Source organism: Akkermansia sp. NBRC 115031 (genome assembly GCF_030268505.1).
Taxonomy (GTDB): domain Bacteria; phylum Verrucomicrobiota; class Verrucomicrobiia; order Verrucomicrobiales; family Akkermansiaceae; genus Akkermansia; species Akkermansia massiliensis.
The window spans coordinates 205,238-221,745 of the sequence record NZ_BSQU01000003.1 but is presented as its reverse complement, the minus strand read 5'-3'; the positions used below and the strand labels follow the sequence as shown (position 1 = coordinate 221,745).

18 protein-coding genes are annotated in these 16,508 nt (G+C 60.0%); 9 read left to right on the top strand and 9 right to left on the bottom strand.

Annotated features, from left to right (window positions below):
* Positions 1-20: 20 nt before the first annotated feature.
* From gmk to QSJ36_RS05835, 3 genes are read right to left on the bottom strand one after another with little or no spacing between them, the layout of a single operon-like run.
* Positions 21-617: a guanylate kinase gene (gene gmk, locus QSJ36_RS05845; RefSeq protein ID WP_285467629.1), complete on the bottom strand. Its 597-nt coding sequence runs from the start codon at positions 615-617 to the stop codon at positions 21-23.
* Between the two features lie 5 nt (positions 618-622).
* Positions 623-1,498: a YicC/YloC family endoribonuclease gene (locus QSJ36_RS05840; protein WP_215442174.1), complete on the bottom strand. Its 876-nt coding sequence runs from the start codon at positions 1,496-1,498 to the stop codon at positions 623-625.
* Between the two features lie 20 nt (positions 1,499-1,518).
* Positions 1,519-2,793: a valine--pyruvate transaminase gene (locus QSJ36_RS05835; protein WP_022397290.1), complete on the bottom strand. Its 1,275-nt coding sequence runs from the start codon at positions 2,791-2,793 to the stop codon at positions 1,519-1,521.
* A 108-nt stretch (positions 2,794-2,901) separates the two neighbouring features.
* Here QSJ36_RS05835 and QSJ36_RS05830 point away from each other — a divergent pair, with 108 nt between their 5' ends.
* The 5 genes from QSJ36_RS05830 to QSJ36_RS05810 all read left to right on the top strand — a co-directional run bounded on the left by QSJ36_RS05830 (position 2,902) and on the right by QSJ36_RS05810 (position 7,624).
* Positions 2,902-3,363, top strand: coding sequence for a hypothetical protein (locus QSJ36_RS05830; protein ID WP_146018153.1), 462 nt, complete (start codon positions 2,902-2,904; stop codon positions 3,361-3,363).
* Positions 3,364-3,383: 20 nt separating this feature from the next.
* Positions 3,384-4,385: a hypothetical protein gene (locus tag QSJ36_RS05825; RefSeq protein ID WP_285467624.1), complete on the top strand. Its 1,002-nt coding sequence runs from the start codon at positions 3,384-3,386 to the stop codon at positions 4,383-4,385.
* Positions 4,386-4,401: 16 nt separating this feature from the next.
* Entirely contained in the window at positions 4,402-5,424 is a 1,023-nt protein-coding gene (locus QSJ36_RS05820) for a thioredoxin family protein (RefSeq protein WP_285467622.1), read from the top strand.
* 51 nt (positions 5,425-5,475) lie between these two features.
* Positions 5,476-6,288: a zinc transporter ZupT gene (gene zupT / locus QSJ36_RS05815; RefSeq protein WP_102722568.1), complete on the top strand. Its 813-nt coding sequence runs from the start codon at positions 5,476-5,478 to the stop codon at positions 6,286-6,288.
* Positions 6,289-6,388: 100 nt separating this feature from the next.
* A complete protein-coding gene (locus tag QSJ36_RS05810; protein ID WP_285467620.1) occupies positions 6,389-7,624 on the top strand; it encodes a DUF805 domain-containing protein in 1,236 nt (411 codons plus the stop codon).
* 70 nt (positions 7,625-7,694) lie between these two features.
* Here QSJ36_RS05810 and QSJ36_RS05805 read toward each other — a convergent pair whose 3' ends face one another.
* Together QSJ36_RS05805 and QSJ36_RS05800 are read right to left on the bottom strand one after the other, a co-directional pair.
* Positions 7,695-8,774, bottom strand: coding sequence for an ATP-dependent 6-phosphofructokinase (locus QSJ36_RS05805; RefSeq protein WP_022396132.1), 1,080 nt, complete (start codon positions 8,772-8,774; stop codon positions 7,695-7,697).
* Positions 8,775-8,818: 44 nt separating this feature from the next.
* The gene (locus tag QSJ36_RS05800; RefSeq protein WP_102722569.1) at positions 8,819-9,790 is read right to left on the bottom strand and encodes a serine hydrolase; all 972 of its coding nucleotides are present in this window, start codon (positions 9,788-9,790) and stop codon (positions 8,819-8,821) included.
* 175 nt (positions 9,791-9,965) lie between these two features.
* On the opposite strand from QSJ36_RS05800, the gene QSJ36_RS05795 reads away from it, so the two are divergent.
* From QSJ36_RS05795 to QSJ36_RS05785, 3 genes are all read left to right on the top strand, one after another.
* A complete protein-coding gene (locus QSJ36_RS05795) occupies positions 9,966-10,376 on the top strand; it encodes a hypothetical protein (RefSeq protein ID WP_285467618.1) in 411 nt (136 codons plus the stop codon).
* A gap of 244 nt (positions 10,377-10,620) precedes the next feature.
* Complete coding sequence (locus tag QSJ36_RS05790) at positions 10,621-10,890, top strand: hypothetical protein (protein WP_285467616.1); 270 nt, start codon at positions 10,621-10,623, stop codon at positions 10,888-10,890.
* 19 nt (positions 10,891-10,909) lie between these two features.
* A complete protein-coding gene (locus QSJ36_RS05785) occupies positions 10,910-11,779 on the top strand; it encodes a 4-hydroxythreonine-4-phosphate dehydrogenase PdxA (protein ID WP_102728880.1) in 870 nt (289 codons plus the stop codon).
* Here QSJ36_RS05785 and QSJ36_RS05780 read toward each other — a convergent pair.
* Positions 11,776-12,798, bottom strand: a complete 1,023-nt coding sequence (locus QSJ36_RS05780) for a hypothetical protein (RefSeq protein ID WP_146021171.1) — start codon at positions 12,796-12,798, stop codon at positions 11,776-11,778. The genes QSJ36_RS05785 and QSJ36_RS05780 overlap by 4 nt on opposite strands.
* A 154-nt stretch (positions 12,799-12,952) precedes the next feature.
* On the opposite strand from QSJ36_RS05780, the gene rpsF reads away from it, so the two are divergent.
* Entirely contained in the window at positions 12,953-13,237 is a 285-nt protein-coding gene (gene rpsF / locus QSJ36_RS05775; RefSeq protein ID WP_022396138.1) for a 30S ribosomal protein S6, read from the top strand.
* Between the two features lie 122 nt (positions 13,238-13,359).
* Here the strand turns inward: rpsF and QSJ36_RS05770 are convergent, their stop codons facing one another.
* From QSJ36_RS05770 to hisB, 3 genes are all read right to left on the bottom strand, one after another.
* On the bottom strand, positions 13,360-14,907 hold the full coding sequence (locus QSJ36_RS05770; RefSeq protein WP_102727455.1) for a serine hydrolase: 1,548 nt from the start codon (positions 14,905-14,907) through the stop codon (positions 13,360-13,362).
* A gap of 246 nt (positions 14,908-15,153) precedes the next feature.
* Positions 15,154-15,762, bottom strand: coding sequence for an imidazole glycerol phosphate synthase subunit HisH (hisH, locus tag QSJ36_RS05765; protein WP_022396140.1), 609 nt, complete (start codon positions 15,760-15,762; stop codon positions 15,154-15,156).
* Between the two features lie 4 nt (positions 15,763-15,766).
* On the bottom strand, positions 15,767-16,357 hold the full coding sequence (gene hisB / locus QSJ36_RS05760) for an imidazoleglycerol-phosphate dehydratase HisB (RefSeq protein ID WP_102722573.1): 591 nt from the start codon (positions 16,355-16,357) through the stop codon (positions 15,767-15,769).
* Positions 16,358-16,508: the final 151 nt, after the last annotated feature.

The following is a 16,508-nucleotide window of genomic DNA, read 5'->3' as shown; positions in this document are numbered from 1 at the left end:
AAATCCAGCACCCGGGAGTCCTACTCCCTCATCAGCGCCACGCGCATGGACTGGCACTTGAGCAGGGCGGCAAAGGCGGCGTAGTCCGTTTCCCGGTCTGAGGAAACCAGGCAATACTGGTACCGGGGCAGGCAGGCGTCCTCCCGCGCGGCATTGCGCAGGCGCAGGGAGATCACCTCGTCTTCATCCGTCTGGCGGCCGCAAAGGCGGTTTCTCAGCTCTTCCTGAGGCACGTAGATGTAGACGTCCGTATAGCATTTGGGAAGAATGCCGTCCACGCAGGCGCGGATCTGCTCCGCCCCCTGCACGTCTATGTCCATCACCACGTTTTTCCCCTGTTCCAGAAGATTCAGGATGTCCGCCTTCAGCGTGCCGTAACGGTTGCCGTGCACCTCCGCATATTCCAGAAAGTCCCCCCGCTCCACCCTGGCGGCGAATTCGGAGGCAGTCAGGAAGTGGTAGTCCACCCCGTTCACCTCTCCGGGCCGGGGCTGGCGCGTCGTGCAGGAGATGCTGTACACGCACAGTCCGTTTTCCGTCGCGCGGCGGCACAAGGTCGTTTTCCCGGAACCGGAAGGCCCGGACACCACCAGCAAAGTTCCCAATGGCTGTTTCATGGCTGTTATTCGATGTTCTGAACCTGTTCCCTTATTTTTTCCAGCTCCGTCTTGGCCGCCACCACCAGATGGGCCAGCGTGGAGTCGTTCGCCTTGGAGCCGATGGTGTTGAATTCCCGGAAGATTTCCTGGCAGAGGAAGTCCAGGGGCCTGCCCGCGGGCGCGGACGAACCGCACAAGGTGCGGAACTGGTCAAAATGGGAGGAAAGGCGGGTGATTTCCTCGGAAATGTCGCACTTGTCCGCAAACAGGGCCACTTCCCGGATGATGCGTTCATCGTCCGCAGAAACGGACAGGTCGGCCTCCGCCAGACGCTTGAGCATGGCTTCCCGCAGCCTGACGGGCACGGAAGGGGCGTGCTCCGCGATGCTGAGGCGGAATTGTTCCAGCGTATCCAGCTTGCCCAGCACGTCCGCTTTCAGATTGGCTCCTTCCGCCGCGCGCATGGCGGTAAAATCTTTCAGGGCGGCCTTGAGCGCCTCTTCCACCACCGGCCAAGCCTCCTCCGGAGAAAGGGCGGCTTCCGCCGTGGAAGCGATGATTTCCAGCCGCAGCAAGTCGGACGCCTGGAGGGGCATGGGCTGCCCGGCCAGGTCAGCCGCACGGTTCAGCAGCCCCGCGAGGGAGGCCAGCTTGTTTTCATCAAGCTGGAGGGAGCCGTCCGCTTCCGCCAGCCGTTCCACGGAGACGGAGACGCCCACGCGGCCGCGTGATACGGCCCCCTGGACGATGGAGCGCACGGGGGCGTCCCATTCCGCATAGCTGCGCGGCACGTTGACGGCAATTTCCGTCTGTTTGCGGTTTACGCCTGATATTTCAACAAGGATGTTGTAACGGTCTGTCTGGGCAACGGCTCTGCCGAAGCCGGTCATGCTGTTCATGGTTACGGGTCAGATTTAGGTTAAGAATGGGAGTAGGCCTTCTTCACCTCGTCCGCCACGATGGAAAGCCCCTTGCGCAGGAGTTCCTCCGTCTGGGTGAAGCTGATGCGGATGCATTCATGCCGGTGCGGCCAGGGTTCCCCCTCCTCCGGAAGGGCGAAGAAGAAGTGGTGGCCGGGATTCACAAAACATCCCCGGGCCTTGCACCGTTCGTAGAGTTCCTGACACGTGATGGGAAGCCCCTCGAACCACAGCCACAGGAACATGGCGCCTTCACTCTTGTGGACGCGCCACGGGATGGATTCTCCGAAGAGTTCCGGCAGCAGGGACAGGGCGAATTCCGCCTGTCCGCGGTAAAACGGCGTGAGGGTTTCACGGCAGACGCGCTCCAGCGTGCCGTCTTCCAGATAGGGCGTTACCAGCGCCTGGCCCAGGTTGTTCGGGCACAGGGAGGAGGTGGTCACCATACTGACCACGGCCCGGATGACGTCTGGGCGCGCAATCACGATGCCGGTGCGCGTGCCGGGCAGACCGATTTTGGAAAGGCTCATGGTCAGGATCATGTTTTCATCCCAGGCCGGCTTCACGGGCACAAAGCAGATGTTGGGCAGCGGCGGTCCGTAGGCGTTGTCAATCATCAGGGGCACCCCGGCGCGGGACGCCATTTCCCGCAGGCGGTCCAGCTCCTCATCCGTCACCACATTGCCGGTGGGGTTCGTGGGGCGGGACATGCAGACGGCGGCCGTTTCCGGGCGTATGTCCAGGCGGTCAAAGTCAATCACGTACTTGAACGTATGGCCGTCCAGCATGCGGATGCCGGGCCGGATGCCCCGGAACATCACGCCCCCGCACAGGGACTGGGACTGGTAGCCCACATAATCCGGGCACAGCGGAAAAAGGATTTCACGCATGCCTCCGCCCGGGCAAGGCCCCGCGAGCATGTTGAACAGCGTGAAGCAGGCCATCTGGCCGCCCTGGGTGATCGCCACGTTCTCCGGCGCCAGGTTCCAGCCGCAGCGTTCATTGAGAAAACGGACTAGCGCGCGAATGAAGGCGGGGTCACCGCCCGGATGGGCGTAATGGCCCACCAGCACGTCAAACTTTCCATTCCGCACCAGCTCCGCCATGCTGCGGCGCCAGAGTTCCGTCACCTCAGGAATGACGGCGGGGCTCCCACCGTTCAACTGGCACAGGCCTGTTTCCTCCGAATGGAGGGCCTTGAACAAATCCTCCATCAAATCATCAATACCCGTTCTGGCCGTCAGGTGGCCTCCAATCTCCGATAATTGCATCATGCCGCGGGCATTGTAGCCGCATGCGCGTTTTATGCGAGAAAAATCATTGTTCCGCAGGGCGCATGAACAGTTTGACTTTCCCCCCCGTTAATGTTCATAATCCCCGGCATGTTCAATATCGTGCGATTCACTAGGCGTACCTGTCCGGCGCTGGCCCTTGCGCTGGCCCTCACCTCGTGCGACAGCGGTACGAATGAAGCCCTTACCTCCTTTATTACGGGAAATTCCTCCTCGGAACACCAGCAGCTCCAGGCCCAGCTCCAGCAGGCGAAGGACGCCCTGGCCCAGATAGACCAGGAAATCAGCCGCGCGGAATCCCACGACGCCCGCGTGAACTACAATCTTCAAAAACGGCTTTCCACCCCGGGAAAAGTCACCACGCCTTTCACGGTGAAGGATATTGACATTCTGCCCTCCAAGCGCCGCGACTTCGAGCACCTGTGCTTTGACATTGAAGACATGCGCAAGACGCTGGCTCAGCGCAAGCAGGAGTTCCACGCCCTGCAATACCAGTATAACGCGTATGCCGCCAAACTGGCCGAATTCAAGCAGTCCCACCCGGTAGATTAACCCCACCCCCCACGCAACCCATGACTGACTCACCTTCCCCCAAGCAGCCGTCCGACGAGGCCCTCCCTCCTTCCGAAGACGAAACCCGCTTCGCCCCCAGGGAGAACGGCGAAGAACACAAGGACGGACCCTCCGCCCCTGCGGCTAAAAAACGCCTGAAAACCTCCCTGGACGTTGTGTCCGAACACGCCGCGGAAGAAGAATCGGCCCGGCAGGAAGACGCCGAACGGAAAGCCAGGGGAGACGCCCTTTTCTGGAATCTGTGCCTTGGGCTGTTCGCCCTCATCGTCATCGGGGCCGGCTACATCGTTTATGAAAAATTCTCCCAGCTCCCGGACCCGGTCAAAGACGCGCGGGAGGCGCTGGAGGCCAATCACGCCCAGCTCCTGAAAAAGCAGGTACAGCTCATGGAAATACGGAACAGGACTGCCCCCAAGGAACAGCTCCTCGGCCTGCTGGACATTTTTGAACATACGGCATCCGATCTGGAAGAGACGCAGAAGTCCATTGATAAGGAGAAAATGCGCGTGGCCGGCATCCGGGGGGAAATCCGCTCCTACTTTGAACGCTACCGCCAGGACGCCAGGGCCAAGGCCCGCGGCCGCAAGTTCGACATCCTCAGAACATCCCATTCCGGCAAAACCTACCTGAACGTGGAAATCACCCGCGTGGAAAATGAATTCGTGCGCATCATGCACGAACAGGGGAGCACCTCCATTCCGGCCGGAGACCTCCCGGACGACATCCGGGAAATGCTGGCCTACGGCGACCCCCTGAACATCACGGCCATGAACCAGACGGACGCCTCCCTTCAAGCCCCCGTGATCCGCCGGGCGCCTTCTCCGGCCCCGGCTCCCTCCCCCGCTCCACAGCCCCCCAAAAAGAAAGTGGTGGTGGAGGACCTGGACCCGCCCGCCGGGAAGCCGCAAATTGAAACGCCCACACACACGGGAGATTCGGACGGATCCTCTTCCGGGAACATGTGGGTTCCTCCCGCCCATTCTCCGCTGCCCCCCATGTAACAATCATCTCCATATTATGAAAACACTCATATTACCCCTCGTGGCCGCGCTCCTTGCCGGAATCGCCGGAGCTTCCGAAGCCTGGAGCACCAACCCCGCAGAGGCCATGCAGCAGGCCGCCGCCCGGAAAAAGGGCGTGATGCTGGAATTCACCGGTTCCGACTGGTGCGGAGCCTGCATCATGCAGAAAAAGCAGGCCCTTTCCCTCCCCAAGGTTCAGGAAGACATCGCCCGCTCCTTCATTCCCGTGGAACTGGACTACCCGCGTAAAAAGCAGCAGGACGAACAGACAAAAGCTTCTCTGGAAACCTACAAGAAATCCTACGGCATCACCGGATTCCCCACGCTGGTGTTTGCGGACGCCCAGGGGCGCCCCGTCCATACCGTCGTAGGCTACTCCAATCCGGACCAGGTCATGCAGGATACGGAAAAGGCGGCGGAAGCCCTCAAAACGCAGCAGGCCCTGACGGCCAAACTGGCGGGACAGCTTACAGAGCAAGAGCGCCGGGACGCCCTGGTCCAGCTGCTGAACACGGTTCCCCAGTCCAGCATCCGCACCTTCTATAAGCCGGCTCTGGAAGAACTGGCGAAACTGGACCCGCAGGATGCTTCCGGCATCCGCGCCAAACTGAACAGGAAAGAGCTGCTCAATACCCAGAGAGAGGAATTGGCCGATACGTTCCGGCAGAAAAACGTCCACATCCTGGCGGAGCAAAAGCCTGACGAAGCCCTTTCCATCATGGACGGCTACCTGAAGAAGGACGGGCTGCTTCCGGAAGTCAAACAGGCTGTCCTCATGCAAGAGGTGAACCTGCTTATGCAGCAAAACAGGGTGAATGAACTGGAACGGCCTCTTAAAGAAGCCATTGCGCTTCTTCCGGACAGCTTTGAAGGAAAAATGTGCAGCAGGCTTCTGGAAAAACTGCCCGAAATCAAGAAGGAACGGGGCCAGCTGAAGCCGGGGGAAGAGCCCCCGCTTCCCCCCGGAGCCATCCGGGCCACTAAAATGATCGTTCCTCCGGCGCCCGCGAAAAAATAACCTATTTTTTCCTGCCGGGTACCGGGTTCTCCCTGCCCGGCAGGTCCGCACATGGACCTTTCCGCCAACCACATCCTCGTCGTCTTCCTGCTCACTACGCTGGCCGGTCTCGCCACCGGCATAGGGGGCTTCATCGCCTTCTTCATGAAGAGGACGGATACGAAGACGCTTACCTTTTCCCTGGGGTTTTCCGGCGGGGTGATGGTGTACATTTCCCTGGTGGAACTGCTGGGAGAGGCGCAGCACCGGCTGATGGAATTTGAAGGCCACACGGCAGGCGCATGGATTGCCATTGCCTCCTTCTTCGGAGGCATTGCCGTGGCGGCCCTGATTGACTACCTGGTGCCGGAAGACGAAAACCCGCATGAAGCGCGCGGCCCGGAAGACATCCACGGGCAGGGCAGCGGGGAATTTTCCTCCTCCAAAATCAAAAGGTCCGGCATCCTGTTCGCGCTGGCCATCGGCATCCACAACTTTCCGGAAGGGGTCGCCACCTTCGCCGCCGGGCTGGACTCCCTGACGCTGGGCACGTCCATCGCCCTGGCCGTAGCCGTCCACAACATTCCGGAAGGGATTGCCGTGGCGGTGCCTCTTTACTACGGCACGGGCAGCCGTAAAAAGGCCCTCTTCTATTCCTTCCTCTCCGGCTTGGCGGAACCGGTGGGCGCGGCCATCGCCATGCTCTTCCTGTTCCACTTCCTCACCCCCACCGTGCTGGCCATCCTCTTCGCTTCCGTGGCGGGCATCATGGTCTTCATATCCTTTGACGAGCTGCTGCCCATGGCGGAACGCTGGGGGCACCACCACATTTCCATCATGGGCATCATTGCCGGGATGCTGCTGATGGCGGTTGTCCTGATCTGACCGGCCCTGCTGCGGGAAAGAAATTTTCCGTGTCCTGGATGCGGGCATATTGAGCATTTCCCGGCGTCAGGGGGTCTAAACGGAAACCCCCTTCTCATCCATGCCGGACTCCCCTGCTACCCCTGCTACCCCTGCTACCCCTGCTACTCCTGCTACTCCTGCTACTCCTGCTACTCCTGCTACTCCTGCTACTCCTGCTACTCCTGCTACTCCTGCTACTCCTGCTACTCCTGCTACTCCTGCTACTCCTGCTACTCCTGCCGTTTCCGCCGCTCCACAGCCATCTTCCTCCCCTTCCCCCCTTTCCTGCTGGAAAAAAGGCTTCCGCCGTTATGCGGATTTCCGGGGCTGCACTTCCCGGGCGGAATTCTGGTGGTTCATGGCTCTTCCCCTCCTGGCCCTGATTCCGGCCCTGGCAGGCTACATCCTAACGGACTGGCTGCACATTCCGGATACAAGGCTGAGCGTTTACGGGGACGCCCTGACCATCCTCCTGTGGGCAGCCCTGATAGTTCCCTGCGCGGCGGCGGCATTCAGACGCCTGCATGATACGGGCAGGAGCGGCCTCTGGATTCTTTCCGTGCTGCTTCCCTTCGGCCTGGGGCACCTGATCTTTTTCTACCTGACGCTGGGAGAAAGCAAGACGGACGGCAACAAGTACTGCCGCCGCGCGGGCGCACAGCCGGCAAACGCCTCCGTTACTCCCGGAGAACGGAAAAAGCCGCCTTTCACGCCGTTTTACCTTTACTGGCTCATCAGCCTGCGGAAGCTGACCACGGTGGCCGGGCGCGCCTCACGGGCGGAATTCTGGTCCTTCTTCCTCCTTTCCGTCCTCCTGTTCCTGCCGCTGGGCTACAGCATGATAGACGTGGACAGCAACCCGCTGGGCTTTTACGTCTCCCCGTCCCGCCAAATCCTGCTGTACGCCGCCCACCCGCAGGATACCCTGATCCTGCTGGCGCACGCCTGCTTTAACCCCACCTTTTACTTTTTCTACCAGTCCGGAGAGCTGAGCATGCTTTCCCTGGAGCTTCTGGCGGCTGTGGCGGGGCTCAACATCCTGTTCAACCTGCCGGTGGCCGTGCGCCGCCTGCATGACAGCAGCCTGAGCGGAAAATTCATCCTGATTCCCATCCTCATTTTCATCGTTACCTTCCTGCTGATTTTCCTGCTGCGCCTGATTCCGGAGGACATGACGCTCTACCTGGGCTATCTGGGGATGGCCTCCAGCCTGATGGACTTGTTTTCCATCCTCTTCCTGTCCATGATGCTGCTTAAAAGCTCTCCCGGCCCCAATGAATATGGCGTGCTTCCGCAAAAAATAACCGTATCCTGATTCCAGGATACGGTTGAAAAACAGTCAACGCCGCAGGAGGCCGCGTTGTTCGCCTGCAAATGGGGGAACGTCAGTCCCCGAAGCATACGCCCAGGTCGCGCGCCGTGCGCACCAGCTGGCAGTCGGGGTCCACCAGCTTCAGGGTTTTCACGGCTTCCTCAATGGGCACGGCAGTCATCTGCGTTCCCCGGAGGGCAACCATGCAGCTGAACTTGCGCTTTTCCACCAGCTCCACGGCGTAACTGCCGAACCGCACGCCCAGAATACGGTCATAGGCGCAGGGGGAACCGCCGCGCTGGATATGGCCCAGCACGCAGGAACGCGTTTCAATTCCCGTGGCTTCCTCCAGTTTCTTGGAGATCACCTTGCCGATGCCTCCCAGGCGCACTTCCCCCTGGGTCTTTTCATCCAGCAGCACCAGTTCGTCCGCCAGGCGGGCGCCTTCAGAGACCACTACCAGGATTTCCCGCTGCCCGGCCGCCTTGCGGTCCTTGATGCATTTCACCACGTTTTCAATGGAGAAGGGAATTTCCGGCAGCAGGATCACATCCGCGCTTCCGGCGATGCCGCCTTCCAGGGCAATCCACCCCGCATGCCGCCCCATCACTTCCACCACCATCATGCGCTGGTGCGCGTTTGCGGTGGTTTCCAGGCGGTCCAGGGATTCGGAGACGATGGAAACGGCGCTGTAGAAGCCGAAGGTGACATCGGTCGCGCCCAGGTCGTTGTCAATGGTCTTGGGCACCCCTACCACGGGAAGGCCTATTTCAGAAAGCAGCAGAGCTGTGGACTGGGAGCCGTCTCCGCCCACGACGATCAGGGCGTCCAGGCCCAGCCGCCGGATGGTGGCCTTGGTCTTTTCCAGCACGGCGGGTTCAATCGCCCCCTTCTGGTCCACTCCCACCTTGATGGCGAAGTTCCCCTTGTTCACGGTTCCCAGGATGGTGCCGCCCTTGGCGCGCAAGCCGCGGCAGCAGACAGGAGTCAGCCATTCAAACCGTTCATTGCCTTCCTCGGACAGAAGCCCTTCAAAACCGTCGTAAAAACCGACAACGTTCCAGCCGCGGCGGGAAGCCGCGCCTACCACACCTTCAATGACTGCATTCAACCCGGGAGAGTCACCCCCGCTATTCAAAACACCGATGTTCATATTCGGTGCCTCTTATAGCAGAAAATTCCGGGGCCGTCTACTTCCTATCTCTTTTCTGTACCAGATTTCACGGGAAGCTGGACAAACTCCTTGGGATCCTTCATGTCCATGCCGGAAGCCTGCCAGTTTTCCCACACCCGCCAGCCGGTGGTCATCATCTGCTTGGCCAGAGGATAGCGGTTCGCAGAGCCGAGCACCACAATAATCATGCGCTGCGGGTAAATCACCTCCGTCCCCGTCTGGGGGCTGCGGCGGGAGATGGCGTTGCGCGTCACGCTGAGCAGCAGGCAGGGGCCGGCGGCGCGGGAGGTTCCCGCCTTGATGCCGTCCACGCCGGGAGAGCTCATGAGCTTGTTGTTGTTGGAAATATCATACATCGTCCTGCCCTTGGTCTGGGACTGCACCTCAATGCGGCGGCTCGCCTGGGAAACGATGTAGCAGAAAGCCGGGTTCTGCATGCTGTAAACACCCAGCAGGGCCATGTCCAGCGCGCAGGAGGTGGAAACGGAGTTGCCCGCGTCCAGGCCGTGGGGAGCGGTGAAGCGCGTCTTGGCCATCCTCAGGGAACGAGCCAGGTTGTTCATTTCCGTCACGAAGGCGGCAATGGGTGAGCCGCCGCCCCGGCGGGACACCAGGTCACGGCCCACAAAGGAGGCGATGGTCAGGGCGGACACGTTGTCCGAGCCCAGCAGGGTGGAATACAGCGCGTCCCGGAGCGTCAGGCGGTCTCCCGGCTGGAGGTCCATGGGATTTCCGGCGCGGAGGCCGAAGGCTTCCTGCGGCACGGCAATGAAGGTGTCCAGCGGCAGGCGCGTGCGGGCCACCCAGTCCAGCGTCACCATGGCGGTAGCTACTTGGGAGAGGCTGGCTACGGGCCGTTTTGCTTCCGCGTTGGAACTGAAAAGGAGTTTGCCGGAATTGGCCTCAATGGCGATGTAACTGGGCCGTTCCTGCGCCTGGGCGGAGAACTGGAATACACAGGCCAGGGTCAAGAGGAATAGAGATAGCTTTTTCATGGCGGGACCGGCGGGATAGTGCCCGTTCCCCCCACGTTTGAAAAGTCTAAAATATTTTCCGTACAACACTTATATGTCATGACACGGAAAAACGCATTGACCTTTCGGCTGCTATCCTATTTGTTGGAGGAAGCCGTTTCCCGCAAACGGAAGCAGTCCGGACATCCCCACCGCCATGACCAGCATTCAATTTTTTTACAACCGGGACTTTCCGGGAAACGCCCTGCGCTCCAACGCCCGCCAGGCGCTGGACCGTCTGGGCATGAAACCGGAGATGCGGGAAACGGAAGCCGCGCCGGAGCAGGTCGGCGCTCCGCTTCCCGCCCTCGCCATTGACGGGGAGATCGTCGTTTCCGGCATGGAGCCCTCCGTGCGCGAGCTGGAAATCCTCTTTGAAGACCACGCGCAGGAAGGGGAGGAAGATTCCGCCTGCGGCGCGTGCGGCATGGAGTGCGGCGGCGTGAACGGCACGGAGCATTGCCCCATGTGCGGCCAGCACGGGGAAGGCGGCAGCGTGGCGGGCAGGATTATCGGCTTCGTGATCCTGCTCATTATTCTGTTCCTTGCGGTTAAAATACTGTCCTGAATCTTTCCACGCCGCCTTCGTCTTCCCTCTTTTTACAGCTGCCCCACGCGCCGGGATTGGGCCGGCATGCGCCGGCGCAGTCGCCGCTCTGCTTCTGGGCGCCTTCTTTCTGCGCCGCCGCCCCTTCCGGAAATGGGCGTGCGCAGCGGCGGAGTTTTACGTGGCCGTTTACGGCGTTTCCAGCCCATGCAGGCGGTCTTGATAATTTCTTGAATTCCCCTTTCCGTCAGGACACAGTAACGGCATGCGCTCCTTCTTCGGTTCCATTCTCCTGATTCTGGTGCTGGCCGCCCTTGGCGCCACCATTTACTACCACTGGTCCACCAACTCCCACCTGGAGTTCGAACTCCGCAACCCTGACGAACCGGAAAAAACCACGCAGGTCATCAACATGGAGAAGCGGGCTGCCGCCCTCCAGGCGGCCCCGCCGGCAGAAGCCCCTGCTCCCGCTGCCCCCCCTGCGGAAGAAGTTCCGGCTCCCGCCGCGGGGATACCGGAAGCCACGGAATTGTAAGGGCGCCACTTTCCACACCATGAAACCGGTTATCGGATACACGCTGGGCGACCAGTCAGGCATAGGCCCGGAAGTCATCTCCGCAGCTCTTGCCTCCGGAGAGCTCCCGGAAGGGGCGGAATACCGCCTCATCGGCAAGAGGGTGCAGGTCCGCCTCGGCAGGCCGAATGCGGAATCCGCCAAGCACGCCTTTGACCATCTGGAACAGGCGGCCCATGCCCTGCGGGAAGGAACGGTTGACGCCGTCGTCACCGCGCCCGTCTGCAAGGAAACCCTGCACGAGGCAGGCTTCCGCTGGCCGGGACAGACGGAATTCTTCGCGGAACGCCTGGATACGGGCAATTACGCCATGTGCCTGACCGGAAAACGGCTGACGGTGGGCCTGGCCACCATCCACACGTCCCTTCAAAGCGTGCCGTCCCTGCTGAACACGGAGGAACTGGTCCGCATCGGAACCCTGTTGAAAAATTTCTGCCTCCGCAAGGGAATCCTCCGCCCGCGCATCGCCCTGGCGGCCCTGAACCCCCACGCCGGGGAACACGGCGCCTTCGGCGACGAGGACGGAACTATCATTGCCCCGGCCGTAGAACGGCTGGGGGCCATTCATCCGGACGCGGAATTTGACGGTCCGTCCGTTCCGGACTGCGTGTACCGGGACGCCGTGGAAGGGAACTATGACGCCGTGCTGGCCCCATACCATGACCAGGGGCTGATTCCGCTAAAACTGGTGGACTTCCATACCGCCGTGAATGTCACGCTGGGCCTTCCCCGCCCCCGGCTGAGCCCGGACCACGGAACCGCCTTCAACCTGGCGGGCGCCGGAAAGGCCAATCCGTCCAGCACCATCCACGCCTTCCAGCTGGCCGTAAGGATGGCGCAGACGCGTTAACGCCCCTCTTCTTTCCGGAGTTTTTTCCGCCACACCTCTGCCACCCGTTCCGAGGCTGAAACCCAATACCGGAAGGTTTCTTCCATCAGGGGATCACTTTCCTCCCTTTCTCCTTTATTCCACAAAAGCAGAGCAATCGTTAACAGATCTGCGGCGGAACGTTCCAAGGCTTCCCTGTCATGCTCCCTCTTTTGGAACCAGCACCATTGTTCAGGCGTCAGGGCCGGAAGCCTGGAAAACCTTTCCGCCATCTCCACCTGCCGGTCTGCATAACACCGGATTAACAAAAAACGCCTCTCACGGGAAATCCGGGGAACCGTATCCGTCAACAACCCCAGAACTTCGCCACTCCAGCACCGTTGCAGCGTTTCTTCCAGACTGCCGTTGACCAGCGGGTCGTGATCTATCTTATAAGATAGGGAAGATTCAGGATTCAACTTCCAGGCCAGCAGCTTTTCATAGGAGTCTCCCTCCGGGGATGACGGCAAAGGCAGTTCCGCCTGCGCGATGAAATTATCCAGGGAGTCTATCGCCGTCTTGGACGCCCACATCATCCTGCGCAGCGCAGAAAATCCCTCTTCCGCCTCCTCATGGGTAATGACGCCGTCATCCTCCAATTCCGATAAGGAAACTATCTCCTCCTTTTTTTCCCGTTTCCTGCTTTCCGCCATTTTTCTGAACAACTGCACATCCACGTCAGCCACACGGCACCACTCCTGCGTGGTAGGGGGTCCGGACATGAACGCCTCCCGCCACGCCTTTTCCATCCGGTCAGCCTCCCGGTTCAATTCCTTGACCACTTTTTTGCAGGAGGAGGAATCCTTCACCTGGCTGCCAATCGTCTCCAGAGCCCTGGTAAACGTTTCATCCCCCACCACATCCACCATCCGGACGCCGGAACGGGCGCTCCCGCAGCAGAGGAATCCGGCAAGAAGCGCCATGCAGAACAATTTCACCATGAATGGATGATTGGCAACCGTACGGGAAAAGTCAATCTCTTCCGTTGCGGCGTTCCCCATTCTTTCCTTCCCCGGCGGGAATAAAATGCAGGAAACGGCATCTTCCCGGAAACAAGGTAAAAAATAGGCTTGCTTTCTGAAGACAATCATTGCACCTTACTTGCCCGCAAGGTGCGCACCGTTCGCACGACACATTTCTAATTATCACAAGACCATGAGAAATTACGAAGCTCTTATCGTATTCAACATGAAGGGTACGGAAACCCCCGTTGAGGAGTTGATCAATACCGTAGCCGCCACGATGAAGGAAGAAGGCGCCGACATCACCGCCACGGAAAACACCGGCCGCCGCGAATTCGCTTACGAATCCAACCACCTTTCCGCCGGCCAGTACGTGACCTACACGTTCTCTGCGGAACCTTCCGCCATCAAGACCATCCGCGAACGCCTTCGCCTGAATCCCCAGATTCACCTTCAGTACTACAAGGTGCTCGGCTAAAGCCGGCCCATGCGGACGAAGCATCCGCTCCTTGCCTTTTATCAAAAAGAACCGCCTCCCTAAAGAGGCGGTTCTTTTCTTATGGCCAGTTCCTTCCGTGCACGGAAGCAGGGAAGCCTTGTTCAGTAAACGTTTGCCGCCCTGGAGACAATGTTCCTCAGCAGCTGGCGGATGGGGGCAACAGGAGGCAGATTTTCCACGCCGTATGCCCTGGCAATTTTTTCCATGTGGGGAAAGCTGATCCAGGTGCTGCCCTCCTTATCCTCCCATACGGCAATGCGCAGGGGCAGTTCCGTAGCAATGCCCGGGTTTTCCAGCATCAGGTTGGTGCCTACCTTGGGAGAGCCGAAGATGACGACCTTGGAGGGGGGCATTTCCAGTCCGGCTTCACGGGCGTTCTTACCGTGGTCAATCCTGGCAAAGACGGGAATGGATTTTTCCGCCAGAATTTTTTCAATGCGCTCCATGGTTTCGTCCACGCCGAAGACGCTTTCATAAAGATACAGGGAATCGTCGTCCAGATGGCCGGAGCCCAGCTTGGGATCCAGCGCCCCGGCGATGCGGCGCGCCAGATTGGTCAGGTCCACGCCCTCCTTGTTCGCCGTCAGCGTCACGCACACGAGTTCGGACGGGTCCGTGAACCGGCAGATGTAGGAGGAGAAGCCGGGAACGCCGCCTTTAATGTCCATCAGGCCCTTGTGGTGAGGGAACTGCCAGCCGGCCATGGCCGGAACGATTTTCCCGTTGTCCAGCCGGATGGGCTTGTAAATCATGTCCCGGTGCTTTTCATCCTTCACCAGGATGGAGCCCGCCAGGCAAATGTCCCAGAAGCTGATTTCCTGCGGCGTGGACCAGATGTCCGAAAAACCGCGCAGGGAGGAGCGCGCGGGCGGCGGAACGGATTTAACGGCGCCGTCCTTCACCGCATAGCCCGCCGCCGTTTCCGCCGGGTCCACATATTCCACACGGGATTTGAACAGGGAATGCCTGTTGCCGTGTTCGCGCACGTTGTCCTGCTGCACGGCTCCCAGATCCTTCCCGAACATGGTGTGCTGGAGGCCCAGCGGCTGGAACTGGTTTTCCCGGACGAATTCCTCATAAGGCATGCCCGCCACCGCATCAATGACCATGGACAGAAGCAGGAAGTTCGTGGCGCTCTGGCGCACGTCCGTTCCGGAGGGGAATTCCAAATCGTTCAGCCTGACCAGGGAAAGGAGTTCCGCCGGATCATAATCCCGGCCTATATCGAACTGGGGGGATTTCCTGTAGTCCGGAATGCCGGAGGAATGCTGAAGAAGCTGGAGCACGGAGACATTCTGCCAGGCTTCCGGCAGGCCGGCCACATAGCGGGACACCTTGTCATGGATGTCCATTTTGCCCTTTTCCACGAGCTGGAAGGCGGCAATGGCGGCATATCCCTGGGAGATTTCCGCCGCAGGCCACAAGGTATTGGTGGAAGACAGCAGGCCCGTTTCCGCATTGGACAAGCCGTATCCTACCACGCGGGGAATGTAGGGGGCCTGGACAATCGCAAGGGTCATGCCGGGAATTTTTTCCTCTTGCATGAAGTCGTAAATCAACTGGTCCATGGACTGCCCAAGGTACTCTACCCTGGAATTTCCGCGGCCCTGAGCCGGGAGCTGGATGGTTGCAGATTCTTGAGCGGACATTTTGGTGGGGATGTTATTTGCATGTGCGGGAAGGCCGCCCAGCATGCACGCGCATGCGAGAATCCCTCCTGTTAACCTGAATGATTTATTCATGGGTGTCTTTTTATAAGACCGCATTCCGCGCATACGGTTCATTCAATTTGTCATCACTATCCCCAAAATAACGCAAAGGCGGGAGAATGCAATCCTCCCCTGCCCCGTCCTCCAGGAAAAGGGTCCTCCCGTCCCGGTTCCGTGATTTGCGGGCTACAGGGAAACGAAGTTTTCCAGCAGCTTCACGCCCAGTTTCTGGCTTTTTTCCGGGTGGAACTGCGTGGCGACCAGGTTGCCGCGCCTGATGGCGGCGGCAAAACGCACGCCGTAGGTGCAGAAGGCGGCCGCTAGGGATTCATCCTCCGGCTGCGGATAATAGGAGTGCACAAAGTAGAAGTACGGCTCCGGCCCCATGCCTTTCCAGATGGGATCGGCGGGATTGGAAAGAGTCAGGCTGTTCCATCCCATGTGGGGCACCTTGAGTTCCGATTCCGCAAAACGGACCACGCGGCCCTTGAAGATGCCCAGTCCGGGCACCTGTTCGTCTTCCTCCCCGGTTTCAAAGAGAACCTGGTAGCCCACGCAGATGCCCAGAAAAGGCTTGTCCTGCCCTATCCACGTCCGGATCAGCGGCACCAGCTCCTGGCTGCGCAGCTTTTCCGCGCAGTCGCCGAAGGCGCCCACACCGGGAAGAACCAGATGGGTCACGCCTGCCGCATCCTCCGGCGTGCGGACCAGATGGCCAGTCACGCCGGCAGCCTCAAAGGTGTTCAGCACGCTGCGGAGGTTGCCCGCGCCGTAATCAATCACGCCGAGCTTCATGGACTTACAGCATTCCCTTGGTTGAAGGCAGCGTCCCGGCGGCACGCGGGTCAATGGCCGCGGCCTGCCGCAGCGCATGGGCGATGCCCTTGAAGACGGATTCCGCAATATGGTGGCCGTCCCTGCCGTAGAGCACTTCCACATGCAGGTTGCAGCGCAGGTTGTTGGCCAGGGCGCGGCAGAATTCCTCGCACAGGGTCAGCGGAAAGTTGGGTGCGTCCGGAAGGCCCCCTTCCGGAATGCGGAAGACCACATACGGGCGGTTGCTCAGGTCCATCACCACGCGCGTAAGGGTTTCATCCATGGGCAGGTAGGAACAGCCGTAGCGCGCAATTCCCTTCTTGTCCCCCAGGGCGTTCTTGATGCATTCCCCCAGAACGATTCCTACGTCCTCCACCGTGTGGTGGGCGTCCACCTCCAGGTCGCCGCGGGCCTGGAGGGTCAGGTCCATCAGGGAATGGCGAGCCAGCAAATCCAGCATGTGGTCAAAAAACGCATGGCCCGTGGCGACGGCGGCGCACCCGGTGCCGTCCAGGTTCAGTTCCATGCTGATGTCCGTTTCACCGGTGACCCGTTTGCAAGAAGCGTTCCTCATGTGACTCTTCTATACCGAAGCCGCGGCGGAAGAAAGCAGGAAATACCGCATGGGGTAAGATTTGCCCGCTTTTCCGCGCAAAAAACCGCATGGCCCAGTAATAGGGCCATGCCACCGGAGCCCCCTCCATCAGAAGAATTCCAGGAGGCTT

Excerpts from the sequence above, each read along its gene's own strand:
- rpsF (WP_022396138.1), top strand. The coding sequence starts at position 12,953 with ATGAGAAATTACGAAGCTCTTATCGTATTCAACATGAAGGGTACGGAA.
- zupT (WP_102722568.1), top strand. The coding sequence starts at position 5,476 with ATGGACCTTTCCGCCAACCACATCCTCGTCGTCTTCCTGCTCACTACG.
- QSJ36_RS05790 (WP_285467616.1), top strand. The coding sequence starts at position 10,621 with ATGCGCTCCTTCTTCGGTTCCATTCTCCTGATTCTGGTGCTGGCCGCC.
- QSJ36_RS05835 (WP_022397290.1), bottom strand. The coding sequence starts at position 2,793 with ATGATGCAATTATCGGAGATTGGAGGCCACCTGACGGCCAGAACGGGT.
- QSJ36_RS05770 (WP_102727455.1), bottom strand. The coding sequence starts at position 14,907 with ATGTCCGCTCAAGAATCTGCAACCATCCAGCTCCCGGCTCAGGGCCGC.
- QSJ36_RS05810 (WP_285467620.1), top strand. The coding sequence starts at position 6,389 with ATGCCGGACTCCCCTGCTACCCCTGCTACCCCTGCTACCCCTGCTACT.
- QSJ36_RS05830 (WP_146018153.1), top strand. The coding sequence starts at position 2,902 with ATGTTCAATATCGTGCGATTCACTAGGCGTACCTGTCCGGCGCTGGCC.
- QSJ36_RS05780 (WP_146021171.1), bottom strand. The coding sequence starts at position 12,798 with ATGGGGAACGCCGCAACGGAAGAGATTGACTTTTCCCGTACGGTTGCC.
- QSJ36_RS05840 (WP_215442174.1), bottom strand. The coding sequence starts at position 1,498 with ATGAACAGCATGACCGGCTTCGGCAGAGCCGTTGCCCAGACAGACCGT.
- hisB (WP_102722573.1), bottom strand. The coding sequence starts at position 16,357 with ATGAGGAACGCTTCTTGCAAACGGGTCACCGGTGAAACGGACATCAGC.
- gmk (WP_285467629.1), bottom strand. The coding sequence starts at position 617 with ATGAAACAGCCATTGGGAACTTTGCTGGTGGTGTCCGGGCCTTCCGGT.
- QSJ36_RS05825 (WP_285467624.1), top strand. The coding sequence starts at position 3,384 with ATGACTGACTCACCTTCCCCCAAGCAGCCGTCCGACGAGGCCCTCCCT.
- QSJ36_RS05785 (WP_102728880.1), top strand. The coding sequence starts at position 10,910 with ATGAAACCGGTTATCGGATACACGCTGGGCGACCAGTCAGGCATAGGC.
- QSJ36_RS05805 (WP_022396132.1), bottom strand. The coding sequence starts at position 8,774 with ATGAACATCGGTGTTTTGAATAGCGGGGGTGACTCTCCCGGGTTGAAT.
- QSJ36_RS05795 (WP_285467618.1), top strand. The coding sequence starts at position 9,966 with ATGACCAGCATTCAATTTTTTTACAACCGGGACTTTCCGGGAAACGCC.
- QSJ36_RS05800 (WP_102722569.1), bottom strand. The coding sequence starts at position 9,790 with ATGAAAAAGCTATCTCTATTCCTCTTGACCCTGGCCTGTGTATTCCAG.
- QSJ36_RS05820 (WP_285467622.1), top strand. The coding sequence starts at position 4,402 with ATGAAAACACTCATATTACCCCTCGTGGCCGCGCTCCTTGCCGGAATC.
- hisH (WP_022396140.1), bottom strand. The coding sequence starts at position 15,762 with ATGAAGCTCGGCGTGATTGATTACGGCGCGGGCAACCTCCGCAGCGTG.